We start from the raw sequence: 23,398 nt of genomic DNA on the forward strand, positions 1-23,398 counted from the left end.
CGCCGAGCCGCTCGATGCCGTGTCCGCGCATATCCATCAGGTAAGCGAGCCGCTCCCGGGGCGAACTACGCGCCGGGACCGCGGTTGCGTCCGGCAGAGTGGTGTACCAGCGACTTCGGAGCGACCGTGTGAGCGTGTCGTAGCCGGGTAGTGGGCGGTCACCGCGTGATCCTTCTTGAACCGCCAAGCTCAACGAAGGAGAAGTTCACGCGATGACCTCGGTCGAGCCTATCGACCCGTCGAAGTTGTGGTCTGACCAACTCGCCGTCGCCAGCCCCGACCTGCTGCGCACCATGCTCTCGACGTTCATCCAGTCGTTGATGAGTGCCGAAGCCGACGCGGTGTGCGGTGCCAGCTACGGAGAACGAAGCAGCGAGCGGGTCAACTCCCGCAACGGCTACCGGCATCGTGATTTCGACACCAGGGTCGGCACCATGGACGTCGCGATCCCCGAACTGCGATCGGGCAGCTACTTCCCGGACTGGCTGTTGGAGCGACGCAAACGCGCCGAACGCGCACTCACCAGCGTGGTCGCCACCTGCGACCTGCTTGGAGTATCGACACGCAGGATGGAGAAACTGGTCGAATCCCTCGGGATCACAAGCCTGTCCAAATCCCAGGTGTCGATGATGGCCCGAGACCTGGACGCCCAGGTCGAAGCTCTCCGCACCCGCCCGCCGGATCAAGGTCCGTACACGTTCGTCGCCGCCGACGCCATGGTGTTGAAGGTGCGCGAGAACGGACGGGTGGTGAACGTCCACTGCCTGATCGCGACCGGCGTGAACGCCGAGGGCTACCGCGAAATCCTCGGTATCCAGGTCACCTCCGGCGAGGACGGCGCCGGCTGGCTGGCGTTCTTCCGGGACCTGGTCGCCCGCGTCCTGACCGGAGTACGCCTGGTCACCTCCGACGCACATGCTGGATTGGTCGCCGCGATCGGCGCGACACTGCCCGCCGCGAGTTGGCAGCGCTGCCACACCCACTACACCGTGAACCTGATGTCAGTCACACCGAAGACCTCGTGGCCGTGGGTCCCCACCCTGCTGCACTCGGCCTTCGACCAGGCCGACCCGCAATCGGTTGCAGCTCAGTACGATCGGATGCTCGACGCGTTGGCCGAGAAGCTGTCGAAAGTCGCCGACCACCTCGATACCGCCCCCGCCGACCTGCTCGCGTTCACCGCCTTCCCCAAGCAGATCTGGTCCAACAACCCCCAAGAGAGGTTGAACAAGGAAATCCGCCGCCGCACCGACGTCGTCGGCATCTTCCCCGACCGCGCCGCGATCATCCGTCTCGTCGGCGCGGTGCTGGCCGAACAACACGACGAATGGATCGAAGGCCGCCGCTACCTCGGCCTCGACGTCCTGGCCCGATCCCGCGCCACCACCGACACCAACCCAGACCAACAGGAGGAAACCACCAACACAGCCCTCACCGCCTGACCACCAACCAGATCAGCGGTGACCGCCCCACCTACACCACGCCCCCGGACTTGACCTGGGTTCCGAACCGAACGTCGGATCAATACGAACGAGGCTTCTGGTATTTCATGTGCCGCACCGCACTTGTCGGCGGCTGAACCGGGCCGCCAGCGGCGCGGTCCGGAACTCGCAGCGGCCCAGCACGCTGATCAGGTTCTTGCTCCTGAGGCTTTCAGTGTCAGGATTTCCGTTCCGACCCGTGCCATTCTGCACGCTGGGAATGAATCGCATGCAATAGATTTCCCTCATGGGGGATGCCCACGCGGAGGCTAGCTCGCACATCTCTGATCCCAGCAACGTGCCACAGCACGGTCGGCCACGGAGGGCTCCCAGAGGCCTCCGAACCGGCAACGATACCGGCGGAGTAACGGCCACATGGGCAGACCGCTCGGTGGCTCACCTCGACTACCAATATCTCAGCCGATCGGAAGCGAGCGCATCGAGCACCGCTTCTACTGCGTGTTCACGCTGGGGTGGTTGACTGCAATGACATTGATAGATGCGCATATCTGAGTATGCACATGATAGATCTGCGGCGCATCGCACTGGCGGCGGTCGTCTACGCCCTGCTGCGAGCAGCCGATTCCGGTAGGTCGACAGAACGCGCACTTAGAATCAGAGCAGATCTTCAGCCTCAGCCCGTGCATGGTCGGCATCTCGATGGCTGCCCGAACAACCCGAAAGGTCGAAAGTGAGCGGCGAATCGAACACACCGATACCTGAGTTCGACCCACTCGCGCCCGGCGCTCCGCACTAGGCGACATACCCGGTGCCCGTCGGTGCGCGCGCAGTGGGCAAGCCAGAACGCTGGTATCTCCAGCAGCTCAGGGCAGGCCGATTCGCGTGCACGGTCCGCCCTTTTCCCGCGGCCCAGGCCTCTCACCAGCAGCTCCCACAGGAGGCCTGACATGGGCGAGAACACCGATCACTCGCGGGAATGGACCGACGAGGAACTCGCCTACATCAACGAGGTCCACCAACGGCTTTCCGGTCCGCTCTCCGAGCGTCAACTCGCCGTGCTGCGCCGATGGTGGCAAGGCGGCTACGCCACAGATCAAACCGACGAGCCAGAAACCTAGATTCCGGCGACCGAGCGACAACCCCACCGCACTTGCCCCTGACTCCGTGCACGAAGACGACGGGGGCGCACCTGGGCGCTGTCCTCGGCGAGCATGCATCCGGCGCACCCACGCGCCACAATCCTTGTTCACGTCACCGAATCAACCTGGCCCTCACCCCGCCGCAGCGTGGTACAACTCCCGATGCTCCGCCCACGGACGCGACCGCTCCTCCGGACTCATCGCCAACAACGCCCGCAACTTCCCCCACGCCACCTCATCGACCGGCGTATACACCTGCATCCACGCATTCGGCACCGACGGCAACGACATACTCGTCAAAAACATCTCCAACTCCCCCACCGCCAAATTTCGCACCGCCTTCGTCCGACTCACCGGCACCGCCACATCATTCAACGCCCACAACGACGCGAAACTCTCACTCTCCCCACACAACTCCGCGATGAACTCCTCCCACTGCGGGTCCCCCAAGTTCTTCGCATACGCGCCCCGCAGATACCCCACCATCCGCCGCAGATCATCCCAATTATGGCGGTAGGCGTTGCAGCACTCCGGGGTCAGGAAGACGCGACGCGCCACATTCCGCTCCCCCGCCAGAAATCCCGGGCACAACGCCTCGTACGAGGAGTTGTGCGCCAACACGTCATACCTGGCACTCAACACCACCCCCGGTAACGGCTCCAAATGATCCAAGATCACCTGCAACTCCTCCGGCAACGCCGACCCCGAATCCACCGAAGGCACCGTCGGCACATCCGCCAACCGATACAAATGCGCCTTCTCCGCCGCATCCAACGACAAAGTCCGCGCCACCGCATTCAACACCTGAACACTCACATTGATCTGGCGGCCTTGTTCCAGCCACGTATACCAGGTCACGCCGATTCCTGATAATTGGGCGACTTCTTCGCGACGGAGCCCCGGTGTACGTCGACGCGTTCCGGTCGGGATGCCGACATCCTCGGGTGCGATACGCGCTCGCCGGGATTTGAGGAAGGCTCCTAGTTCCGCGCGGCGCGCCCTGCGCACTGCTCGCACATCGACGACTTCGGTCATTCCAGAGATCATCCCGTACCGGGACACAAGTATCCAGGTGCTGCTGGTACCAGTTTCAGCGCGGCGCGGCGCCGGTGATGTTCGGTTCGTCCCGGCTGGGTAGGACTGTGAAGTGGTGCGTTGGCGTGAAGCACTCGAAGGCGTCACCGCGTTCCTGGCCGCCGCGGTGGCCGGGCTGTTGCTGGTCGTGCCGCTCAGCTTCGGCAGGACCTGTCATTGCACGCCCTATCAGGTGAACCGATTGGTGTTGAGCGTGCCGCGGGAGGCAGCGATCGGTGTGCTGGTCGCGGCGGTCACCGCGGTGGTCGCGGTCAGTCTGGCGCGGGCACGTACCGCGTGGTGGATCGCGCTGGCGGCGACATCGCTGTTGTTCGTCACACACACGGTCGAAGCGAACAGTGCCTCGCCCGACGTACTGACGACCACCGCCAACCTCGACGCGATCGGCAGCGGCATCCTGCTCGGCGCGACGGGCGTGGCAGTACTCGGCCGCCGCGTGCCCGCGACGGGCTTGGTACTCGGCGCTGTCGGCTGCTTCGTGGTCATCACGCTCTCGCAGGCGTCGGGGCTGCTGGGCAACCCGCATCGGGCGACCGCCGAGCCACACGTGTGGTCGGTGTTGGAAACGCAACCTCTGTGGTTGCTGGCGGCGGTGGCCGGGCTCATCCTGACGTGCCAGGTGGTCACCCGGCACCGCTTCACGCCGGAACCGATCTATCCGGAACTGCCGCTCAGCCCGGTCATCGCCGCGATCGTGCTCGTGCTGACCGAATTGGCCGTCGCGGAGTGGCGCTTCCGTCACGGCGACGGCAGTCTCGCGCTGATCGTGACGGCACTGTGCACGCTGCTGGCCACGACCCTCGCCGCCTGGCTGCTACCGCGCCGGGACGGGATCGCGATCTACCTCGCGGTCGGGCTCAGCGCCACAGGCAGCGCGGTGGGCAACGGTCCGCGACCGATATGGAGCGTGCCGCTCCTGCTGGGCCTGATCCTGCTCGGGTATGTGGTAGGAACCCGAATCCGACCCTCGAATCCCCGGATAGGCGCCGGTTTGCTCGCGGCCGTCGCGCTGTTCGCCTCCGTTGCCCCACCAGGTGGCACGCGCAACGTGGTCACGGCCGCGCTCGCCGTCGTCGCGGGGTATTGCGCGGTCTGCATCCAGCCACGAACGGCGGGCAGCATTCTGGCGATCGCCATCCTGTGGCGCCCCTCGACCGTGGCGCCCACCCGCACCGAGTCGTTCGACTGGACGATGGTGTCGCCGCACCATCTGCACGATTGGGGCCCGGTCACCGTGGTGTCGGGCTCGGAATGGGCGGCGTTCGCCATCGCGGTCGGCTGCGGGATCGGACTCGCTCTCCGCGCTCTTCCGAGGCGAAGAGCCCGCGTGCCGCGCCGCGCTCCGGCCGACATGGCGGCGATGCGACCCGCGATGTCCAGGGCGTCGACGGCTCGACATGGGCGCATGGAACCGAGTTAGGCGTACCCTCCGCCTTCGTCCGGCCATGCGCGGGTTGAAGACGCACTATACGTCCGACAGCACCCATTGGGCGATACGTAGCGGGCACGACCATGCCCCTGGTCGACGACGTCGCGAACGGCGCGAATATGCGCGCCGCGCCGGAGCGGTGCGGCGACCGGGTCCGACGCGAATCGTGGTGGCCGTGCCCGCTGCTCCGAGTCCACGTACCAGGAAGTGGGTCGCGCCTTGGACCGAATCGTGTGCGCGACCACGCCCACACCGGGCGTCGCCACCGGCCGCGAGCCGAGCGGCGCAGTCACTACTTCCGAGTACGGATCGCCCACCGGTTCGACGCGCTGATTCACATCGAGGAGACCCGCGCACTGGAACCGCTCGACGGAACCTCCCGATGGGAAGCCGGGGAATTGCCCGAACCTATCCCTTCGCCGTGTGACCGGTCGCGCCGCCGTGGTGTGGCAGCGAACGACCGTCCTGATGCGGCGCCGATATCCCGCCGTGGTGCGGCACAGGTCGACCGAGCGGCATCTGCGGCACCGGCGGCGCGGGCGGAACGAATCGCAGGATTTCGGAGAAACCCCGGAATCCACCGGGAATGGGAACCTCCAGCGGGAGATCGGGTTCGCCGACGGACGACGGCTCCGCCACGGCGGGGGCGGCGGGAAGCACGGCTGCCGCGGCCGCACATACCGCGGCGATCGTCCGGGCGGCCCACGAACTATGTTGTGCGCGTTGATCAGGTCGAATATCGGCGTCAGACGCCATGATGCGGTCCTCCGATCTGCGTCGGCCGGCCCGGTACGACCCATCCGGTACCACGGGGACGTCACCGAGCCTCGAATTCGTTCGAAACACCACGGTGCTTGCGGTCCACTGGATCCGGAGAGTCATGCTCCCGCACACATTCGAAGAGCTGGCGCGGGACACACGCCGAAATGATCACGAAAAGACAACGAACAAGCGGCCGGTCGGTACCGGCCGCTTGTTGGCGTCCGTCAGGCTTTCGCTTGCGCCGACGAGCGAGCCGGATTTGCTTGCCCGGCCGCCTTGGGGTCGAGTTCGTCCTGTTTCGCGCGCACCCCGGCCTCGACCCGGTCGCCGAGATTCTTGTCGACATTGCGCCAGTACTCGAATGCCCGGTCCAGCACCGGCGCGCTGACGCCGTTCAGCAGGTGCCCGACGATGTTGTCCACCAGCCGCTGCCGTGCCGCGTCGTCGAGCACGTCGCGGACCATGGTGCCCGCCTGGCCCCAATCGTCGTCGTCCCGGTGCAGCGTGTAGGCCGAGCGCACGAGTTCTCCGTCGGTGTGCCACGTCGCGGGCGGACCAGCGACGGCGGGATCGGCGTGCGGGCCGCCCTTCGAGTTCGGCACGTACACCGGATCGCCCGGGTTGTGGTGACGCAGCGCGCCGTCCTTGCTGTACGAGCGGACGGTGGTGGCGTGCGGCCGATTGACCGGGAGCTCTTTGTAATTGGCGCCGATGCGGTGCCGGTGCGCGTCGGGGTAGGAGAACCAGCGGGCCATCAGCATCTTGTCCGGGCTCGGCCCGGTGCCGGGTACCGAACTGCTCGGCTCGAACGCCGCCTGCTCGATCTCGGTATGGTAATCCGCCGGATTGCGGTCGAGCGTCATCCTGCCGACGTCGATCAGCGGATAGTCGCCGTGCGGCCAGACCTTGGTCAGGTCGAAGGGGTTGAACCGGTATGACTTCGCCTCGTCGAACGGCATGATCTGCATCTTCAACGTCCAACTCGGGAAATCGCCGCCTTCGATGGATTCCCACAGATCGCGGGTGTGATAGTCGGTGTCCATCGCCGCCATCTGATCGCCTTCGTCCTGGGTGAAGAACTCGATACCTTGATCGGTCTTGAAGTGGTACTTGACCCAGAACCGTTCCCCGGAGGCGTTCACCCACATGTAGGTGTGGCTGGAGTATCCGTTCATGTGCCGCCACGTGCGCGGGATACCGCGGTCACCCATCAACCAGGTCACCTGGTGCGCGGATTCCGGCGACAGCGTCCAGAAGTCCCATTGCATGTCGTGGTCGCGCAGATTGTTGTCGGCGCGGCGCTTCTGGGAACGGATGAAGTCCTGGAACTTCATCGGGTCGCGCACGAAGAAGATCGGCGTGTTGTTGGCGACCATGTCGAAGTTGCCCTGCTCGGTGTAGAACTTCAGCGCGAACCCGCGCGGATCGCGCCAGGTGTCGGGGCTGCCGCGCTCTCCAGCGACGGTGGAGAAGCGGGCCAGCATCTCCGTCTTCTTCCCCGGTTGGAAAACCTCGGCCATGGTGTAGGCACTCACGTCGTGGGTGACCTCGAAGACGCCGAACGCGCCGCCGCCCTTCGCGTGCGGCTGGCGCTCGGGCACCCGTTCCCGATTGAACGCCGCCATCTTCTCGATCAGATACCAGTCCTGCAGCAGGATCGGCCCATCCGGGCCGGCGGTCAGTGAATGCTCGTCGCTGGGGACCGGGATCCCGGCGTCATCGGTGGTGTAGTTCGGGCCAGACATCTCTCTCCTCTCCTACGAGCCGCGGGCAGGAGGCCGGCGACGAGACCGCAGAGACGAGCGGCGCGATCGCTTCACGACCGCGACGGGGTCTGCGGGTAGGCTCCCGCGCTCGACGAACGGCATCGCCGCCGCAGCCGGCCGATGGCCGATACCCGTCCCGTCGGTCCTGTCGATCGACTTCCCAGGGGACCACTGCTCAAACTAGCGCTGACCAGGCCTTCCGCGACGACGAGCGACCGAGGCCGCGCCACCGGCGGCGCGCGTTCGGTACGCGCACGACCGGCACGGGGGCTCTTTCGCGAGGCGACCGGCGCCCGGCTAGGCTGCGTCGGCTGTCGCATGCCGAATTCCGTCCGACCACAAATTATTTCGATGGGAAACGAAATGAAGCTCGCGCTGTGCGGGGTGCTGGTCGTCTGCGCGTTGTCCGTCTCCGCGGTCGCGGCGGCGTTCATCGTCGCCGAAGCGCGGGCGCACGCGCCGCGCGGTGCCACCAAAGGCTATTTCGCCGATCTACAGCGGCTCGGGGTGCGGACCGCGGGCGACGGCGTGACCGCGGCGCTGCTCGATCTGGGCTACGCGGTGTGCCGGGAATTGGCGGCGGGAACGCCCGAAGCCGACATCGTCGTGCGGGTGAGCGCGCACCAATCGGTGGACGAGGCCGCCGCCGTGGTGGTGGCCGCCGAGCGGAATCTGTGCTGAACCGCCACGATCGGCGAGCGAGGCGCCCCGGTCCGCGGACGTCTCCGGCCGCGAAACGGCGTGCGATGCGGGCTGACCGGAAATTCGGCTCTCCTTGGGTAGATTCCCCCGCGATGTCCAGAATCCCTGCTACATCGAGTGCGAACGACGCGGCCGACGCCGCGGTGCCCGCCGCTATGGTCGGGCGCCGGTATCGCAGCGGCGATCACTACGAGGTCGCCCGCGAGAAGATCCGTGAGTACGCCCGCGCGGTGCGCAATCAGCACCCGGCGCACTGGTCGGAGGACGCCGCTGCCGACCTCGGCTACGGCAACCTGGTCGCTCCGCCGACCTTCGGCGCGGTGCCCGGGTATCTCGCCTATGCCGAGGTGTTCGACACGATCCTGCCCGGCTACGACCTGAGCCGGACCATCCAGACCGACCAGATGATCGAATTCCACCGTCCGCTCCTGGCCGGCGACCGGATCTGTTTCGAGATGTCCCTGGACTCGTTCCGGCACGCGTTCGGCGGCGACCTCATCGTCCTGCGCCAGACCATCCTGGACCAGGATGATCGGCCGGTCCTCACGTCTCGGACCAGCTTGGTCGGGCGGGCCGACGAGGCCTTGCCTGACTGGTTGGACGCGGTGGTGATGCACGGAGTACGCCCGGAGGCCCGGCAGCAGCGCCGTGTCCCCGACCCGCGCCGCGTGGGGAACGGCAGCGAGCCCGCCCGCGAGACGCCCGTCACATCGGCGAACCCGCGGGGACGGCGGTTCGAAGCCGTGCGTCCGGGAGCTGAACTTCCCCCACGCACACTCACGGTCAGCCAAGGCGACCTGGTCAATTACGCCGGAGTGGCGGGCGACCCGAACCCCATCCATTGGAGCACCGAGGCGGCGGCCAAGATGGGAATGGGAACGGTTGTCGCGCAGGGCATGTTCACCATCGGGCTCAGTGTGGATTTGCTCACTTCGTGGCTGGGCGACCCCGGGGCCCTGCGCTCCTACAACGTCCGGCTGACCAATCCGGTGCACGTCGGCGCGACCGGAGGCCGGATCGAGTTCTCGGGCCGGGTGAAACACCTGGACGCGGACACGCGCACCGCCACCGTCGCGATCACCGCCGAGCACGACGGCCACAAGATCTTCGGTCGCGCGACGGCCGAGGTCGTCCTCGCGTGATCGCGCGACCCGTTCGCGCCGCCGCATCGGTGTGTTTGGTCCGGAGCGACGCGGGCACGTTGGAGGCGGAGCACGCGCCCGCCGGGATCGGTGGACGCGAACTCGGCACTCGATCGAGCGGGCAACCGGCCCGCTCGCACCCGAAAGGACCGGTATCTGTCGTGGTTGTGCTTCTTGCTGTGATCGGCTCGGCTTCCCTTGCCGTCATCGCGGTCCATGCCACGGTCGTCGCACGAAGCTTGGCGGAAGTCCGCTCCCCGCGCCGCGACGGCGCGACCAGGGACGACGAGCGGAGCACCGCACGACTGACGGGCACCATGGTCTGATCTTCCGGCCCCCTTCGCGCCCAGCCTCCGCTTCTGCCCAGCTGAACACCGTCATGTCTCGGTCGGGTAGCGGATCGGATACGATCTTGCCTGCCTCTCGGTCCAGCAAGCGGCCGCTGAGACAGTAGGCGTGCGCTGGTGCCGCCATTGGGGATCGGAGGCCGGGTTGTCGGTGTTCGCCGACGACGGCATCAGTGCTGTCAGTCGTTCCGTCGCAACCGGACCCACGACCGGCGGTGTCCGTGCGGCGTGACGGGACAGACGACGATCCCGAGGTGATGGTCGGCGCGGATTGGCCGTGGCAGCAACCTTCGGTGCTCTTGATCGAGGACGACCCGGGGGATGCGCTGCTGGTGGAGGAACTGGTCGTGGACGGCGCGCCGGGCCTGCGACTGGACTGGGTCCGGTCGCTGGCGGAGGCCGCCGAGCACCTCGCCTCCGCCGAGCCCGACTGTGTGCTGCTGGACCTGCATCTGCCCGATGCAAACGGGCTCGAGGCGGTGGAGCGCATCCGCAGGCACACCGACCAGGTCGCGATCGTGGTGATGACCGGGCTCGATCAGGAGCAGACCGGGTTGGCCGCGGTCGCGGCGGGAGCTCAGGACTATCTGGTCAAAGGCCGGGTCGAGCCGGAGCTGTTCGGGCGCGCCGTGCGGTACGCGATCCAGCGCAAGCAGGCCGAGCGCACCAGCGCGGCCCTGCAGGCGAGCAATATGCGCGCGCAGGAGAACGCGCGGCTGGAGCGCGGCCTGCTGCCCACCCCGCTGTTGCGGGGACAGCGGGTGGTCGACGTCGTGGCGCGCTACCGTCCCGGCCGGGCCCATTCACTGCTCGGCGGCGATTTCTACGACGTCGTGCAGGACGCGGACGGCACGGTGCACGCCGTCATCGGCGACGTGTCGGGCCACGGCCCGGACGAGGCGGCGACCGGCGTGGCACTGCGCCTGGCCTGGCGCACCCTGGTGTTGAGCGGCGTCACCGGCGCACGGCAACTGCGGCTGCTCGAGCAAGTGTTGCTGGCCGAACGCACCGGCAAGCAGACTTTCGCGACGGTCACGAGCCTGGTGTTGTATCCCGGCGACCGCCGCGCCCAGGTGCTGCGGGCCGGGCACCCGGGGATGCTGCTGCGCTCGGCTTCCGGATTGACCTGGGTCGAGGTCCCCGGCGGGCCCGCCCTCGGCTTTCTGCCCGGTCGCGCCGAGTGGCCCGTCCACGATCTGGAGCTGCCGCTGGGCTCCGGGCTGATGGTGTTCACCGACGGCCTGTTCGAAGGGTACGCCGGGACCGACCGGGAACGACTCGGTGAGCAAGGGCTGATGGAGGTCGCGCGCGCCGTGCGAGCCGCGGATCCCGACTGGTTCGTCGACGAGCTGATCGGTCGCGTGGAGGCGCTGGCGGGTGCGTCCGGCGGATTGGACGACGATGTCGCCATTCTGTATCTGGGATGGAACGGCGACGGGCAAGGACAGGACCGATGACGATGACGACCGGTCGAGCGCCGCTCAGCGCACGATTGACCGCCCAGGCCTGGTTCCAACTGGTACTGGCCGCGATGGTGCTGGTGGTGATCATCGGCACCGTGGCAGGAGCCCAGGTGATCGCGCAGGCCAACCGCGTGACCGATCGGCTCGTCGACAGGACGTTGCCCGCGGCGGCCGAAGCCTACCGGTTACAGAGTGCCCTGGTTAACCAGGAGACCGGTCTGCGCGGCTACCGGATCACCGCCGACCCGCAGTTCCTCCAGCCCTACCGGGACGGCACCCGGGACGAGGCGCAGTCGGCGACCCGCCTGCGCGAGCTGCTGGCCGATCGAGAGCCGCTGCTCGACGAGCTCGACGCCGTGGAGCAGGCCGCACAGCGGTGGCGCGGCGAGTACGCGGAGCCGCTGGTCGCGGGGTTGGCCTCTGGATCACCCCTCGGCACCGACCCCACCACGCCGGTCCGCGGTAAACCGCTGTTCGACGACCTCCGGACACGTTTCGACACCCAGAACAGCAGTCTCGCGGCGACCATCGCGCACGACGAAGACGAGCTGACCCACACTCGCGCGGTCCGGGACGCCGTGCTGGCCGGGATGGTCGTGGCGTTCCTGTTGACCGGTGTCCTGCTGACCGTGCTGATCCGGCGCTTGATCGTCCGTCCCCTCGGGTCCTTGACGGATGCGTCGCTGCGGGTGGCGGGCGGCGACTTCGATCATCACATCGACGCCCACGGCCCCGCAGACCTGGTGACCGTCGCGAACGCGGTGGAGAGCATGCGCCGCCGCATCGTCGCCGAGCTGGATTCCTCCCGCGCCAAGGAAGCGGTGCTCGCGGAGCAGAAGACGGATCTGGACCTGCAGGCCGTGGAACTGCGCCGGTCCAACGCCGAGCTGGAGCAGTTCGCCTATGTCGCCTCGCACGACCTGCAGGAGCCGCTGCGCAAGGTTGCGTCGTTCTGCCAGTTGCTGGAGAAGCGCTACGGCGACAAGCTCGACGAGCGCGGCAAGCAGTACATCGACTTCGCCGTCGACGGCGCCAAGCGGATGCAGGTGCTGATCAACGACCTGCTCACCTTCTCCCGCGTCGGCCGCGTCACCGACCGCACCGAACCCACCGGCCTCGGCCCGGCCTTGGACAAGGCCCTGACCAATCTCTCCGCGGTGATCGACGACACCACCGCGAGCATCCAGCGGCCCGACGAGCTGCCCGAGATCATCGGCGATCCGACCCTGCTGACCATGCTGTGGCAGAACCTGATCGCCAACGCCATCAAGTTCCGCGAGCCCGACCGCGTACCGCGGATCGAGATCACCTGCGAACCGGCCGAGAACGGCAGCGGCTGGCTGCTGTCGATCTCGGACAACGGCATCGGTATCGCGCCCGAATTCGCCGAGAAGGTGTTCGTCATCTTCCAGCGGCTGCACAATCGTGAGGAGTACAGCGGAACCGGTATCGGGCTGGCTGTCTGCAAGAAGATCGTGGAGTATCACGGCGGCCGGATCTGGATCGACACCGAGTACACCGCGGGCGCTCGCTTCTACTTCACCCTGCGCACCGCCGAAGCCGACCTCACCGTCCGCACCGCCGACGTACCCGCCCCTGAAGGAGCCACCGCATGACCGATCCCGGCCAGCCCATCGACATCCTGCTCGTGGAAGACGACCCTGGCGACGAGCTGATGACGCGAGAAGCCTTCGAGGACAACAAGATCGGCAATACCTTGCACGTCGCCAGGGACGGCGAGGAGGCGCTCGAATTCCTCTACCGCCAAGGACGGCACGCGGACGCTCCGCGGCCTGATCTGATCCTGCTCGACCTGAACCTGCCCAAGTACGACGGCAGGCAGGTGCTGGAGAAGATCAAAGCCGACCCTGATCTGTCGCACATCCCGGTGGTCGTGCTCACCACCTCCGCGGCCGAGGAGGACATACTGCGCAGTTACCGGCTGCACGCGAACGCGTACGTCACCAAGCCGGTGGACCTCGACCAGTTCGTCGCCGCCATCAAACAGATCGACGAGTTCTTCGTCCAGGTCGTCCGACTGCCGCGCCAAATGCTGTGATGACGTTCGCCGCGGTGCCGGTGCCGGTGGTTCTCACCGACGGGACCGCGGCCTTGCATGAGGAATGATCAACTGGGTATAGCTTCGGGGAGAACGGCACATCCACGGCGAACACGACAGCCGAGCTCGACGGCGGTCCACGTGCTCGGCGTGGCGAGTACAGCGCACCGATCCCCGATAGGGAGGTAACGAGGTGACGGCGCATCGACGCTATCGGCGAGGCACGACGACGGGAAAACCGGGCCGCGACAGACACACTGCGATCCCGGCGGCTGGTACGCGCTCGTGAGCGCGGGCGAGCGGGTTCCCCTACCCAACGCCGTGACGCCGCTGGAGCTGGACTTCCCCGCCGAGGCGGTGCAATTGGCTACCGTCCGGCATACCTTGCAGGATTGGCTCACCCAGTGCGGCATGGCCGCGGCCCCGGCCTACGACGTGCTGCTCGCCGTCGGTGAGGCGTGTACCAACGCCGTCGAGCACGGCCATGAAGGCGACGGCGGCGTGGTCCGCTTGCGCGCGTCGGTCGACGGCGACGAACTCCGGGTGACCATTTCCGACAGCGGCCGATGGAAACACCCTGATCCGCAAGCCGATTCGCTGCGGGGTCGGGGCATGCCACTGATCCGCGCACTCATTCCAGAGGTCACCGTGACCGCCGGCGATACCGGCACGGTGGTCGATCTGCGCACACCCTTTTCGGCATAGTCCCGAACCTACGCGCCACCGGGCGGATGGTTCCGCGCGTCTCGCAGACGGACGTTGTCGGCCTGCAACCGGTCGTTGTCCGCGTGCAGCCGGTCGTTGTCCGCGTGCAGGTCGGCGTTCGCGTCCTCCAAGTCGAGGATGCGGCGGATGCCGGCCAGGTTCGCTCCCGTGGCGACCAAGTCGGTGATTCGCCGCAGCCGGGCCAGATCGTCGCCGCTGTAGCGGCGTGTGCCCCCGTCGCTGCGCGCAGGGGTCAGCAATCCGTGACGCTCGTAGAGCCGGAGCGTCTGCACCCCGATTCCAGCCAGTTCGGCAGCGACCGAAATCCCGTACACCGCTCGGTCGGGATCCGGCAGATGCACCGAGTCGCCCCTCTCCTGCGCCATCCATCCTCACTTCACTTCGGCCGACAGATTTCCTAGTTTAGCGCCTTGCGCTCAACTTTCTCCGGTGGTACAAAAAATCTATGCCAGACAACAGAGGTTATCTGGTCCCTACTATGGAGAATGGAGTGAGTTGGAGGTGGCGACCATGCTGATGCGCACCGATCCGTTCCGCGATCTGGACCGTCTGACGCAGCAGGTGTTCGGCACGAAGGCGCACCCCGCGGTGATGCCGATGGATGCCTGGCGCGCCGGCGAGGAGTTCGTCGTGGAGTTCGACCTGCCCGGTATCGATCCCGAATCCCTGGACCTGGACATCGAGCGCAATGTGGTGACGGTACGCGCGCGTCGTCCCGAACTGGACTCGGGCCGGGAGATGATCGCCGCGGAACGCTCTCGCGGCGTGTTCAGCCGTCAACTGTTCCTGGGCGAGAACCTCGACACCGACAAGATTCGCGCCGACTACACCGACGGCGTTCTCCGCCTCACGATTCCCGTGGCAGAGAAGGCCAAGCCACGCAAGATCGAAATCGGCCGCGGTAACGGGCACAAGGCGATCGACGTCTGAGAAGCCGCGTAAACCGCAAGATTCCCGCACAATCGAAAGCGAGGTGATGTCGCAGCCAGTGATATCGGAGTCAAATCTGCGAAGAGTGTCATTCCCGCTTTTTCGGGCGGGCCCGGAATACCGGGCCCGCCTCTCGCCGAAATATGGAAGATGTTGTCGCACAAGCGTTTTCGTGCGAACGGAGCGTACTCGATGGAGCATCCGATTATGGCAGCCACCGATCCACCCGACCCCATGCTCACCGCGACCGAGACCGACGCCGCGATCGTCTGGCCCGACCCCAGTCCGCTGGACGCTTGGTGGCGGCGGATCATGCATTCCGATCCGGTGCGGCGCAGCGCCGCGTGATCCGGCCTCTATCCTTGACTTTCGTGACCGAACAGCCCTACCGCCCCCGTGCCGCGGCGGAATACTGGCGCCGCGGCACGGTGGTCTGGTTCAACATCGAGAAGGGCTTCGGGTTTCTACAGCCCGAAGACGATCCCACGCCGGTTTTCGTCGAGTACACCAGCATCGAGACCACGGGATACAAAGCGCTGTACGCGGGTCAGCCAGTGGTGTTCACCGCCGCCATGCGCAAGCGCGGCCCCGAGGCCACGGCGGTGCGCCCGATGCTGCCCGACGCTTGACCACGGCCCTGGGCCCGGCGGCAACGGTCAGATGACCGTGCCGACGTCATCGGCCACCAAGGTGTCCAAAGCGCGCTCGGCAACAGCGGCAATCGTCATCGACGGGTTGCACGCCGCGGTGTTCCCGGGCATGAGAGCACCGTCGAGCACGTACAGGCCCCGCTGGCCGTGCACCCGGCCCTCCAGATCACAGACGGCTCCCATACTCGCACCACCCAAGGGGTGCCAGGTCGACGGGAACAGGAGGTTGGTGTCGGTGAGAATGCCCGCCGGACCGGCGATCCGGTGGGCCGCGGGACCGATGTGGTTGTCCTGGATGTAGCTGTCACCGTCCTGCGGCCACTGCAGAATCGCGTCGTCGCGGGCCGCGTCGTAGACGAAGTGCCCACGACCGTCGCTGATGCCGTACCCGACCATCATGGTGCTGTTGGCATCGGCGCCCATGGGCGGGATGGACGCCTGGATCAGCGTGTGAGCGGAGTGCGGGTCGGACCAGTTCTTGCTGCCGTAGACCACTGGACCACCCTGCTCCGCACCGAAACTCGCGGTCGGATCGGTCCACAGGTAGATGCGGTCGGCGTTGGTGCCCCAGCCTTGGCCGAGTCCGTCGGGCATATCGGGAATCAGGCCTTTCGCCGAGGCGCGCACCAGCAGTCTTGTGGTGTTGAGGCTTCCGGCCGCCAGCACCAGCGCACCAGCGGTGATGATCTTGTTCTCCAGCACCGCGCCGCTGGTGTCCAGGCGCTCGACGTGGACGATCCACTTGCCGTCGGCGGCACGCTCGACATCGGTGACCTGGTGCAGCGGCTCGACCGTCACCAGGCCGGTCGCCTCGGCGGCGGCGATGTAGGTGACGTCGACCGAATGCTTGCCGCCGTTGTTCACCCCCATGGCGCCGTCGCCGTTGGTGTAGGAGGGCTTCATCTCGCCCCGCAGTTCGGCCAGGGCGAAGTTCCAGTCGATGGGCATCGGGATCTTCGACAGCGGAAGCCCGGCGCGGCGCACACGGTCGGCGAAGACCCGCGCGGCCGCGTAGTTGGGACTGGCGATCAACTCGTCCGGGGCGACGGCCAAGCCGAGCATGCCTGCCACCCGCGGGTAGTGCACCCTATTCATCGTCGGCCAGTCCAAGGCCTCGGGGAAGTGGGTATCGAACACCTCCCGCGTCGGTTGCAGGGACATCCCTTGATAGACCAGCGATCCCCCGCCCACACCCGCCGCGCACAGCGCGGTCATGTTGGTACCCGGCACCGCCTCGACGAGTCCGGTGTACGGCTCGAAGACCATCGGCTTGCCGAACAATACGGGGCTGGACTTGTACCAGAGCACCCGCTTGTCCAGCGCCGAAGCGCGCGGGAAGGTCTCCGCGTTCGGGCCCGTCCGCCAGCGCAGACCACGTTCGAGCACCAGGACCCGAACTCCGGCCTCGGCCAGGCGCAGGGCGGTGACGCCACCGCCGAACCCCGATCCGATGACGACCACCCGATGCTCCTCGCGGGTGAGCGGAACGCTGTTCACCCGCGCGGCGATCGGACTCGTCGTGTTCGCGTAGCGGGAGGCGACCACGAGACCGCCCGCCGCGGCTGCTCCGGTCAACAGTGACCGGCGCGAAATTGCTGACATCACACACCCTCGAAGATCAGACGCGAGCTCGGATCTCGCGCGGCCCACCATGGCCGCTACGGGACAGTAATGTAACCGGACATGCATGTCCGGTAGTGGCATGATCTGTAGCAGAGGTCACAATCGCTTCGGAGGTGGTCGGGTGCTCGATGAAGTTCCGGATGCGGCTGCGGTCCTCGCGCAGGCACCACTGGATATTGGGTTCCTCCTGCGGTCCTCGACGTACGCGGAGAACTCGGTGTAATCGCGACGTTCCGTTCAACCAGGTCGAAAACGGCCGATGACCCGCGCGAATCGAGTAGTCGGCTACCCGTGCTCCGATGGCCGATGCCCGCGACCATTCAGCCATGTCAGACAACATCTACGCCGGCGCGTCGGTTCAGGTCTACCCCCAGGACGCCCCACTGAGTCACCCGCACGCCTGCGTCAACGGCTTCCTCGACTACGTCGCGAAGTTCAACACGATCAATTTCCACGCCAAGGACGACGACGTCCGGGAATGGCGTTACGACAAGGAGTACGACAACTGGCAGGATCGCCTCGGCATGGACTCGGTGAAGGTCTTCTATCACTACGCGCACAGCACGACCATGGACGACGGCGTGTTCCTCACCGCGATGGGCCGGACCTGGGACGACACCATCTACGCGTGGTCGGATCGAATGAGTTTCGGTGACCAGCGGTTGCGCTACTTGTTCCTCCACGGATGCGAGTCGTTGCGAATGCACGACGGGCACAGCCCATTTCGCACCTGGCATACGCCGAACCTGGGCGCACGGATGCTGTTCGGGTTCGACAGCCTCACCTTCGACACCGATCAGCAGGGAACGCGGTTCTTCAAGGAGTGGAACACCGGCAAGTCGTTCAGCCAGGCCTGGCAGGACGCGGCGCTGTCGATCTTCCACAACGATCACCGGGTGTCCTCGGCGGCATGTGGCGCCACCGACCGGGAGGCACAGGACCGGCTGTGGAACGAGCGTCTCTTCTTCGGCGAGCCGGTGTCGGACAATTGGTACTGGTGGCGATGGGCTGGCCAAGTCCCCATCGAGGTCGACCTCGGCCTTCACGTTCCTCGCCGGCCGCGGGCGCTGCGCTTGTCGCGCCGTCGCGCCGACGCGGATACCGCCGCCGAACTCGCCGAACGGTTCGGTCTGCGGGCCGTGCTCGCCGAGCCTGCGTCACCCACAGCCGAGGAATATTCTGCCCCGGTCGAATTCGAACCGCGACTGGTCATGCATCCGGACGGCGCGTACCACGTGTTCTACGCCGAGCCGGACCGCACTGCCGACAGCATCGCACCACAGGAGGTTCGGGATATCGCCGATCGCGCGATCCGGCAGCTCGACCTCGGCCACGACCTGGCGTTGGCCGGCATGTCGGCCACCTTCCACGGCGGTGGCAGCCGCGACGGCGACGAGGTAGCGGCATCGGTGGCCGAGTACACCCTGCACTACCGCCAGGTCTACGACGGCGTCGCCGCGGTGGCAGGCGGCGATGGTCAACTGAGCGTGACGCTCGACCCGGCGGGTCGGCTCTGCTCGATATCGGACACGACAGTCCCGATCGCGGGCGCCGACGAGACCCGCCCGCCATCGGGCGACGATTTCGACGCCATGGCGGCTCTGGACGCGGCGACCAGCGCGCGGGCCGAATGCCTGCGCGACGGAGCGCGCTCGAGCGTCGTGCCCGATTCGCTCGAGGTCGGCTACCGCTTCGATCGCGACGCCGCGATCGTTGTCGCCCGGCAGGCGGTCGAGATCACCTCCAGTGACCGCTTCCGGATCCGCGACGTCGTCGAGATCACCGTCTGAGCCGGGCCCGGCGCCCTCTCTCCCGCGCATTCCGGGTCTCAGTCCTGGATGGTTTGTCGACCAGAACGAACCGCGCCCACCCGCACCTACGTCGACAGGCGCGGATTCATTCCGGACCCGGCGGAGTCAGAGCGCGCAGGCATAAGGCCGTGATGCGCTCGACGTCGCCGGGAGCGGGCTCGCCGCGTCGGCGCAACCGCTCGGCGAGCGTGCCGGTGGTCGCGTAAGCGCCGCGTCGGAATCCGATGCGGCGCTTACCAATTCCGCGAGCGTGTCGCGCAGTAGCCCGGCAGGCGCGGTGTCCACCACATCAGGTCCGGCCGTCAACCCCCAGACCCGGCCCAACGGCGTTCCAGAGCACGGCCAGTGTCGCGGCCGCGGTCCGCTCTTCGGTCTGCGCCAGGATCGCCGCGACCAGCGCCGGAAGCGCGCACGCGGGTCGGCTTCCTTGGCCATCGGGTGGGCCACACAGCCGGTCAACCGCTCCGCTCCGCCCTCCAGCAGGGCGGCCCCCAGCGCGTCCTTGGACGGGAAGTGCCGATAGAACGCGTCGTTGGACAGCCCGGCGGTGGCCACGATGTCCGTTACCCGTGGACGTCCGGTGGTACCGGCCGCGCTGATCACCGTCAGCGCGGCGTCCACCAATGTGCGCACCATCGCGTACTCGGCGCCGCGTTTGACCAACGTCCGCCGGGCGCTCCAGTCCAGCGAGTTGCGGCAGCTGGCCGCGAAGCGGCTGGCCGGCTAGCGCCCCTATCCGATGCGCCGCGACTCGCGTCGGCACCGGACTTCACACCGCTGCTCCGAGCTGCTATACATTAGGGGAGGCTTACCTCGTTAGTCGAGGCTAACCTCAGCGATAAAGTGACCTGGTTGTGAGGCTTCATGTATGTCTGCATCTGTAACGCGGTGTCCGAAGGTGACGTGCACACCTGCGTTTCGGCGGGCGCCGACAGCATCCGCCAGGTGAAGAACGCCTGCGGATGGAAGCCCGGTTGCGGCAGCTGCACGGCGCGGTTGGCCGAGGTGATCGGCCGCGCGCGGGCATCCACCGGAGCGCAACCCTCGGCCGCCTGAGCCGACACACCAGGCGGTCTGTCCGCAGCTGCGCGCATTTTGTGCCACGATCGCTGCTATGGACGGCGACAAGGACATCGTTGCGCTGCTCAACGAGCAGCTGACGGCCGAACTCACGGCGATCAACCAGTACTTCCTGCACGCCAAGATGCAGGAGAACTGGGGCTTTACCAAGCTGGCCCGGCACACCCGGCACGAGTCCATCGATGAGATGAAACATGCCGAGATCCTCACCGACCGGATCCTCTTCCTGGAGGGCCTGCCGAACTACCAGAAGCTCAACCCGCTGCGCATCGGGCAGAGCGTGCCCGAGCAGCTGCGGGCCGATCTGCAGATCGAGATGGAGGCGGTCGAACGGCTGCGCCGTGGCATCGAGTTGATGCGTTCACGCGGCGACGTCACCTCCGCTCGTATCTTCGAGCAGATCCTGGAAGACGAAGAACAGCACGTCGACTACCTGGAAACCGAACTCGATCTGGTGGAGAAACTCGGCGAGCCGCTGTACCTCCAGCGCTTCACCGAGACTCCGGACGACTGATCTGCCCTCGCGGTGCGCCTCGGAGCGGCCGACCGGCGTTACGCTCCGGCGCTCGTCACGCCGAGGCGTATCGCCGGGCCAGCCGCCTCCGGTGCTCCGCGGGCGAACCATCGACGACGCCTTCGACTTCCATGCGCCCTTCGGCGGCTATCCCAAGAGCGGAAACGATCGGGAATGGGGTGAATTCGGTTTCCACGACCACCTGGAGATCAAGGGCATCCTCGGGTACGCGCCGGACGAGACCGGGACGTAGTGAGGGGATGAGGCCGACGACGCCCACAGGGGCGCCGGGCGGGTAGCGACGGGACACGCCCGCCCGATCGGCCGGCGCTCGCCACGGCTCGGTCAGCCTTCGGGCCAGACGTCCTTCAGCAGCAGCGCGGCATCGGCAGACTGGCGCACGCCCGCCGCATACGCGGGAGCAAGCGCCGCCGAGTCGAACACGTCGATTCCGAACGCGGCGACGCCTTCCTCGTCGGGGACAATGGAAACCTCTGTCGCCGAGCCCAACTCGCGATCGCTGGGGATGCGCGGGAACATGTGCGCCAAGGGTTCGAGGATCACCACGACATCCGCGCCCGCGGCCAGGTCCGCGTTGACCGGCGAGCGCAACCCGCCGTCGAAGTAGTGGCGGCCGTCGATCGGGACCGGCGGGAAGACACCGGGCACCGCCGTGCTGGACGCCAGCGCTTCGGGCAACGACGCGGCGCCGTCCTTGGTCCATGCCCGCAATTCACCGGTGGTGATGTCGATCGCGGTCACGACGAGATCGCGCGCCGGCCACCGCGCCACACCGGCCAGTCCGCCGATGCGCGCGATGTGCTCGTCCGGATCACCGGCCTGCGCGGCCAGCGCCAGCTCCCCCGCCCGGCGGCGTGCCTGGGCCGGATCCTGACCGGGTGCGCGCAGCACGCCGAATATCTCCGCAATTCGCGCCGGATCCGCCCGCACCGGCGCCGCCGACGTGGAGGGCGGCCGCAACAAGCGCGCCGGATCGCCACCGTCGGCCAGAACCGCACCGACCACCGCCCCGGCGGAGGTCCCCACGAATCGGTCGGCCAGCGTCAAGTCGATACCGTTGTCCCGCAGCCCTGAAGCCAGTCCCGCCAACCACGTCAGACCGACCGGACCACCCCCGCCCAGCACCAGCGCGACCGAGAAAACCTTGGATGACACCGTGTCCGACATGACGCCAGCCTATCCACACCGGCCCCGGCCGACCGCTTGCTCATTCGGCCGACTCGTCGACCGGGCCCCGCGATCCCTCAACGGTGATAGATCTCCACGACGGCGTTGCCGACCACCCCGACGAGACCGGGACCCCAGTTCATGCACCCTGTCGTCGTACGCTGCCCGTTCGGCGTGAAGGGATAACTGAGCTGGACGTAGGAACCGACCGCGTACAGCGGGAACGGCCCCGAGCTGTAGATGCCTACGCATTCCACGGCAAGATGTATTCGGCTCCCTCGAGCTCGTCGGGTTGGCAGACCGCCGAAGCGCTGAACAGATCCCGCTCGACGACGCAATCCCGCGGCGTCGCCTGAGCCGGGCCCGAACCGGCGACCGCCACGAAGGCCGGCACCGGAATCCCGGCGACCCCGAGCCGCGCGAGTGCGGCGACAGTGCTTTTCATCGAAGCTCCACATCATCTCGCCACGGGGCGGTAGCCGGTCAGCTTTGTTTCCGCTGGCGCTCTCGCAACACGTGGGAACGCAATCGTGAGAATCCCTTGACCCGCACGCTGCGCAGATGGCGCAAGAGGAATTGGTCGTCGTCATCCAGAGCCGCGGCGGCGCCGTCGTCGAGGAGGACGGTCCCAGGGCGGGCCACGCCGGTGAGCCGAGCGGCGACGTTGACCACCGTGCCGTAGAGGTCGCCGAAGCGGGTGAGGACGGGCCCGTACGCCAGGCCCACCCGGATCTGGGGCATTTCCGGAACGGTTTGCGCCGCTCGGGCGACCGCCGCGTGCATCGCCAGGGCGATTCGCGCACCGTCGCGGGCATTCTCGGCGGCGAACATCACCTCGTCGCCCACGTTCTTGATCACCCAGCCGCCGTGGGCGGTGACCGCTTCGGTGGTGGTGGTCTCGAATGTCTCCAGCAGATCCGTCAACTCGTCGAGGTCGAGGTGACGGGAAAGCCGGGTGTAGCCGACCATATCGGCGAAGCCGACGAGCAGTTGGCGTGTGGCGCCATCGGATCGAGTGAGCGGCTCAGCGCCGCGGCGAGATGTCGTTGCCACGCGTACTGCTGCAGATCGGTGAGCACCGCGATGGTCCGGGCAGTGGCCTGGCGGTTCGATTCGGACATCGACTGCCCGCCTTCGGCGGCGATGCGGCTGCCGATCTCACGGGCGATCAGATCCGCCTGCCACTCGGCCAGTCGCGCCATCGCCTGACCGACACTGCGGGCGGCGGCGATCTGACTCTGCTCGCTCGCCCCCGCGACCGGGTCCATCGCGGTGAAGTGGCGCACCGCGGCGATGTCGGCATCGGTGAACACCACGTCGTCGTCACTCGCCGTGGCGGGGAAGCCGAGCGCCACCCACAGCTTCTTGGCACGTTCGACAGACACTCCGGAAAGCTCGGCCACCTGGGCGCGCGTGTACCGTCGTGGGCCGCCGAGCAACGACTGCTCGACCACAGCGTCGACCACGTCGGTCACCGCACCGGATTCGATCACCCCGCCAGTACAGCACATGCGGCGGCGACCGGCGCCC

26 protein-coding genes and 2 pseudogenes are annotated in these 23,398 nt (G+C 67.1%); 19 read left to right on the plus strand and 9 right to left on the minus strand.

The window, feature by feature from the left end; all coding sequences use genetic code 11:
* Positions 1-212: 212 nt before the first annotated feature.
* Together ACIHAX_RS19695 and ACIHAX_RS19700 are read left to right on the plus strand one after the other, a co-directional pair.
* Positions 213-1,442: an IS256 family transposase gene (locus tag ACIHAX_RS19695; RefSeq protein ID WP_397278913.1), complete on the plus strand. Its 1,230-nt coding sequence runs from the start codon at positions 213-215 to the stop codon at positions 1,440-1,442.
* Positions 1,443-2,389: 947 nt separating this feature from the next.
* Entirely contained in the window at positions 2,390-2,560 is a 171-nt protein-coding gene (locus ACIHAX_RS19700) for a hypothetical protein (RefSeq protein WP_397278915.1), read from the plus strand.
* A gap of 153 nt (positions 2,561-2,713) precedes the next feature.
* Here ACIHAX_RS19700 and ACIHAX_RS19705 read toward each other — a convergent pair whose 3' ends face one another.
* Positions 2,714-3,628: a helix-turn-helix transcriptional regulator gene (locus tag ACIHAX_RS19705; RefSeq protein ID WP_397278916.1), complete on the minus strand. Its 915-nt coding sequence runs from the start codon at positions 3,626-3,628 to the stop codon at positions 2,714-2,716.
* Positions 3,629-3,731: 103 nt separating this feature from the next.
* Here ACIHAX_RS19705 and ACIHAX_RS19710 point away from each other — a divergent pair, with 103 nt between their 5' ends.
* Entirely contained in the window at positions 3,732-5,096 is a 1,365-nt protein-coding gene (locus ACIHAX_RS19710) for a hypothetical protein (protein ID WP_397278918.1), read from the plus strand.
* A 278-nt stretch (positions 5,097-5,374) separates the two neighbouring features.
* Positions 5,375-5,524, plus strand: a pseudogene (locus tag ACIHAX_RS19715) (hypothetical protein); the annotation flags it as partial.
* A 567-nt stretch (positions 5,525-6,091) separates the two neighbouring features.
* On the opposite strand, the gene ACIHAX_RS19720 reads toward ACIHAX_RS19715, so the two are convergent.
* The gene (locus ACIHAX_RS19720; RefSeq protein WP_397278920.1) at positions 6,092-7,612 is read right to left on the minus strand and encodes a catalase; all 1,521 of its coding nucleotides are present in this window, start codon (positions 7,610-7,612) and stop codon (positions 6,092-6,094) included.
* A 372-nt stretch (positions 7,613-7,984) separates the two neighbouring features.
* Here ACIHAX_RS19720 and ACIHAX_RS19725 point away from each other — a divergent pair, with 372 nt between their 5' ends.
* The 7 genes from ACIHAX_RS19725 (at position 7,985) to ACIHAX_RS19755 (ending at position 14,051) form a co-directional block, all read left to right on the plus strand.
* The gene (locus ACIHAX_RS19725; protein ID WP_364428108.1) at positions 7,985-8,314 is read left to right on the plus strand and encodes a DUF732 domain-containing protein; all 330 of its coding nucleotides are present in this window, start codon (positions 7,985-7,987) and stop codon (positions 8,312-8,314) included.
* Between the two features lie 113 nt (positions 8,315-8,427).
* Entirely contained in the window at positions 8,428-9,477 is a 1,050-nt protein-coding gene (locus ACIHAX_RS19730; RefSeq protein ID WP_364428111.1) for a fused (3R)-hydroxyacyl-ACP dehydratase subunits HadA/HadB, read from the plus strand.
* Positions 9,478-9,638: 161 nt separating this feature from the next.
* Positions 9,639-9,803, plus strand: coding sequence for a hypothetical protein (locus tag ACIHAX_RS19735; RefSeq protein ID WP_355080886.1), 165 nt, complete (start codon positions 9,639-9,641; stop codon positions 9,801-9,803).
* Between the two features lie 278 nt (positions 9,804-10,081).
* On the plus strand, positions 10,082-11,281 hold the full coding sequence (locus ACIHAX_RS19740; protein WP_364428565.1) for a fused response regulator/phosphatase: 1,200 nt from the start codon (positions 10,082-10,084) through the stop codon (positions 11,279-11,281).
* Positions 11,278-12,903, plus strand: coding sequence for a CHASE3 domain-containing protein (locus ACIHAX_RS19745; RefSeq protein WP_355080887.1), 1,626 nt, complete (start codon positions 11,278-11,280; stop codon positions 12,901-12,903). The genes ACIHAX_RS19740 and ACIHAX_RS19745 overlap by 4 nt, the downstream gene beginning before the upstream one ends.
* Positions 12,900-13,346: a response regulator gene (locus tag ACIHAX_RS19750; protein WP_355080889.1), complete on the plus strand. Its 447-nt coding sequence runs from the start codon at positions 12,900-12,902 to the stop codon at positions 13,344-13,346. The genes ACIHAX_RS19745 and ACIHAX_RS19750 overlap by 4 nt, the downstream gene beginning before the upstream one ends.
* A gap of 285 nt (positions 13,347-13,631) precedes the next feature.
* A complete protein-coding gene (locus ACIHAX_RS19755) occupies positions 13,632-14,051 on the plus strand; it encodes an ATP-binding protein (RefSeq protein ID WP_364428119.1) in 420 nt (139 codons plus the stop codon).
* Positions 14,052-14,059: 8 nt separating this feature from the next.
* Here ACIHAX_RS19755 and ACIHAX_RS19760 read toward each other — a convergent pair whose 3' ends face one another.
* Entirely contained in the window at positions 14,060-14,437 is a 378-nt protein-coding gene (locus ACIHAX_RS19760) for a MerR family transcriptional regulator (RefSeq protein ID WP_355080893.1), read from the minus strand.
* Between the two features lie 145 nt (positions 14,438-14,582).
* Between ACIHAX_RS19760 and ACIHAX_RS19765 the strand changes: the two genes are divergently transcribed.
* From ACIHAX_RS19765 to ACIHAX_RS19775, 3 genes are all read left to right on the plus strand, one after another.
* Entirely contained in the window at positions 14,583-15,002 is a 420-nt protein-coding gene (locus ACIHAX_RS19765) for an HSP20 family small heat-shock protein (protein ID WP_355080895.1), read from the plus strand.
* Positions 15,003-15,209: 207 nt separating this feature from the next.
* Positions 15,210-15,350 (plus strand): hypothetical protein, encoded by a 141-nt coding sequence (locus ACIHAX_RS19770; RefSeq protein ID WP_397278924.1) that lies wholly within the window; start codon positions 15,210-15,212, stop codon positions 15,348-15,350.
* Between the two features lie 23 nt (positions 15,351-15,373).
* Positions 15,374-15,631 (plus strand): cold-shock protein, encoded by a 258-nt coding sequence (locus tag ACIHAX_RS19775; protein WP_397278926.1) that lies wholly within the window; start codon positions 15,374-15,376, stop codon positions 15,629-15,631.
* A 27-nt stretch (positions 15,632-15,658) separates the two neighbouring features.
* Here the strand turns inward: ACIHAX_RS19775 and ACIHAX_RS19780 are convergent, their stop codons facing one another.
* Positions 15,659-17,254, minus strand: a complete 1,596-nt coding sequence (locus ACIHAX_RS19780) for a GMC oxidoreductase (RefSeq protein ID WP_397278928.1) — start codon at positions 17,252-17,254, stop codon at positions 15,659-15,661.
* Positions 17,255-17,601: 347 nt separating this feature from the next.
* Between ACIHAX_RS19780 and ACIHAX_RS19785 the strand changes: the two genes are divergently transcribed.
* Entirely contained in the window at positions 17,602-19,065 is a 1,464-nt protein-coding gene (locus tag ACIHAX_RS19785; RefSeq protein ID WP_397278930.1) for a DUF6345 domain-containing protein, read from the plus strand.
* Between the two features lie 126 nt (positions 19,066-19,191).
* On the opposite strand, the gene ACIHAX_RS19790 is transcribed toward ACIHAX_RS19785, so the two are convergent.
* Positions 19,192-19,722, minus strand: a complete 531-nt coding sequence (locus ACIHAX_RS19790) for a TetR/AcrR family transcriptional regulator (RefSeq protein WP_397278932.1) — start codon at positions 19,720-19,722, stop codon at positions 19,192-19,194.
* Between ACIHAX_RS19790 and ACIHAX_RS19795 the strand changes: the two genes are divergently transcribed.
* The 4 genes from ACIHAX_RS19795 to ACIHAX_RS19810 all read left to right on the plus strand — a co-directional run bounded on the left by ACIHAX_RS19795 (position 19,643) and on the right by ACIHAX_RS19810 (position 20,933).
* Positions 19,643-19,813: a hypothetical protein gene (locus ACIHAX_RS19795; RefSeq protein ID WP_397279111.1), complete on the plus strand. Its 171-nt coding sequence runs from the start codon at positions 19,643-19,645 to the stop codon at positions 19,811-19,813. The two genes, ACIHAX_RS19790 and ACIHAX_RS19795, sit on opposite strands and share 80 nt — an antisense overlap.
* Before the next feature lie 137 nt (positions 19,814-19,950).
* Positions 19,951-20,142 (plus strand): (2Fe-2S)-binding protein, encoded by a 192-nt coding sequence (locus tag ACIHAX_RS19800; RefSeq protein ID WP_355080904.1) that lies wholly within the window; start codon positions 19,951-19,953, stop codon positions 20,140-20,142.
* Between the two features lie 58 nt (positions 20,143-20,200).
* Positions 20,201-20,680, plus strand: coding sequence for a bacterioferritin (bfr, locus tag ACIHAX_RS19805; RefSeq protein WP_039801806.1), 480 nt, complete (start codon positions 20,201-20,203; stop codon positions 20,678-20,680).
* Between the two features lie 91 nt (positions 20,681-20,771).
* Positions 20,772-20,933, plus strand: coding sequence for a hypothetical protein (locus tag ACIHAX_RS19810; protein WP_397278934.1), 162 nt, complete (start codon positions 20,772-20,774; stop codon positions 20,931-20,933).
* Positions 20,934-21,025: 92 nt separating this feature from the next.
* On the opposite strand, the gene ACIHAX_RS19815 is transcribed toward ACIHAX_RS19810, so the two are convergent.
* The 4 genes and pseudogenes from ACIHAX_RS19815 to ACIHAX_RS19830 form a co-directional block, all read right to left on the minus strand.
* On the minus strand, positions 21,026-21,868 hold the full coding sequence (locus ACIHAX_RS19815) for a patatin-like phospholipase family protein (protein ID WP_397278936.1): 843 nt from the start codon (positions 21,866-21,868) through the stop codon (positions 21,026-21,028).
* A gap of 77 nt (positions 21,869-21,945) precedes the next feature.
* Positions 21,946-22,125, minus strand: a complete 180-nt coding sequence (locus ACIHAX_RS19820; RefSeq protein ID WP_364428139.1) for a hypothetical protein — start codon at positions 22,123-22,125, stop codon at positions 21,946-21,948.
* On the minus strand, positions 22,113-22,313 hold the full coding sequence (locus ACIHAX_RS19825; protein ID WP_364428142.1) for a hypothetical protein: 201 nt from the start codon (positions 22,311-22,313) through the stop codon (positions 22,113-22,115). Before ACIHAX_RS19825 ends, ACIHAX_RS19820 begins: the two co-directional genes overlap by 13 nt.
* A 38-nt stretch (positions 22,314-22,351) precedes the next feature.
* A pseudogene (locus tag ACIHAX_RS19830) lies at positions 22,352-23,379 on the minus strand (adenylate/guanylate cyclase domain-containing protein).
* Between the last annotated feature and the right edge of the window lie 19 nt (positions 23,380-23,398).

Origin of the sequence: Nocardia sp. NPDC051929 (assembly GCF_044548645.1) — a bacterium.
Lineage (GTDB): Bacteria > Actinomycetota > Actinomycetes > Mycobacteriales > Mycobacteriaceae > Nocardia > Nocardia sichangensis.

Excerpts from the sequence above, each read along its gene's own strand:
- ACIHAX_RS19695 (WP_397278913.1), top strand. The coding sequence starts at position 213 with ATGACCTCGGTCGAGCCTATCGACCCGTCGAAGTTGTGGTCTGACCAA.
- ACIHAX_RS19700 (WP_397278915.1), top strand. The coding sequence starts at position 2,390 with ATGGGCGAGAACACCGATCACTCGCGGGAATGGACCGACGAGGAACTC.
- ACIHAX_RS19705 (WP_397278916.1), bottom strand. The coding sequence starts at position 3,628 with ATGATCTCTGGAATGACCGAAGTCGTCGATGTGCGAGCAGTGCGCAGG.
- ACIHAX_RS19720 (WP_397278920.1), bottom strand. The coding sequence starts at position 7,612 with ATGTCTGGCCCGAACTACACCACCGATGACGCCGGGATCCCGGTCCCC.
- ACIHAX_RS19725 (WP_364428108.1), top strand. The coding sequence starts at position 7,985 with ATGGGAAACGAAATGAAGCTCGCGCTGTGCGGGGTGCTGGTCGTCTGC.
- ACIHAX_RS19730 (WP_364428111.1), top strand. The coding sequence starts at position 8,428 with ATGTCCAGAATCCCTGCTACATCGAGTGCGAACGACGCGGCCGACGCC.
- ACIHAX_RS19740 (WP_364428565.1), top strand. The coding sequence starts at position 10,082 with ATGGTCGGCGCGGATTGGCCGTGGCAGCAACCTTCGGTGCTCTTGATC.
- ACIHAX_RS19745 (WP_355080887.1), top strand. The coding sequence starts at position 11,278 with ATGACGATGACGACCGGTCGAGCGCCGCTCAGCGCACGATTGACCGCC.
- ACIHAX_RS19750 (WP_355080889.1), top strand. The coding sequence starts at position 12,900 with ATGACCGATCCCGGCCAGCCCATCGACATCCTGCTCGTGGAAGACGAC.
- ACIHAX_RS19760 (WP_355080893.1), bottom strand. The coding sequence starts at position 14,437 with ATGGCGCAGGAGAGGGGCGACTCGGTGCATCTGCCGGATCCCGACCGA.
- ACIHAX_RS19765 (WP_355080895.1), top strand. The coding sequence starts at position 14,583 with ATGCTGATGCGCACCGATCCGTTCCGCGATCTGGACCGTCTGACGCAG.
- ACIHAX_RS19770 (WP_397278924.1), top strand. The coding sequence starts at position 15,210 with ATGGCAGCCACCGATCCACCCGACCCCATGCTCACCGCGACCGAGACC.
- ACIHAX_RS19780 (WP_397278928.1), bottom strand. The coding sequence starts at position 17,254 with ATGTCAGCAATTTCGCGCCGGTCACTGTTGACCGGAGCAGCCGCGGCG.
- ACIHAX_RS19785 (WP_397278930.1), top strand. The coding sequence starts at position 17,602 with ATGTCAGACAACATCTACGCCGGCGCGTCGGTTCAGGTCTACCCCCAG.
- ACIHAX_RS19795 (WP_397279111.1), top strand. The coding sequence starts at position 19,643 with ATGTCCGTTACCCGTGGACGTCCGGTGGTACCGGCCGCGCTGATCACC.
- ACIHAX_RS19790 (WP_397278932.1), bottom strand. The coding sequence starts at position 19,722 with ATGGTGCGCACATTGGTGGACGCCGCGCTGACGGTGATCAGCGCGGCC.
- ACIHAX_RS19800 (WP_355080904.1), top strand. The coding sequence starts at position 19,951 with ATGTATGTCTGCATCTGTAACGCGGTGTCCGAAGGTGACGTGCACACC.
- bfr (WP_039801806.1), top strand. The coding sequence starts at position 20,201 with ATGGACGGCGACAAGGACATCGTTGCGCTGCTCAACGAGCAGCTGACG.
- ACIHAX_RS19815 (WP_397278936.1), bottom strand. The coding sequence starts at position 21,868 with ATGTCGGACACGGTGTCATCCAAGGTTTTCTCGGTCGCGCTGGTGCTG.
- ACIHAX_RS19825 (WP_364428142.1), bottom strand. The coding sequence starts at position 22,313 with ATGAAAAGCACTGTCGCCGCACTCGCGCGGCTCGGGGTCGCCGGGATT.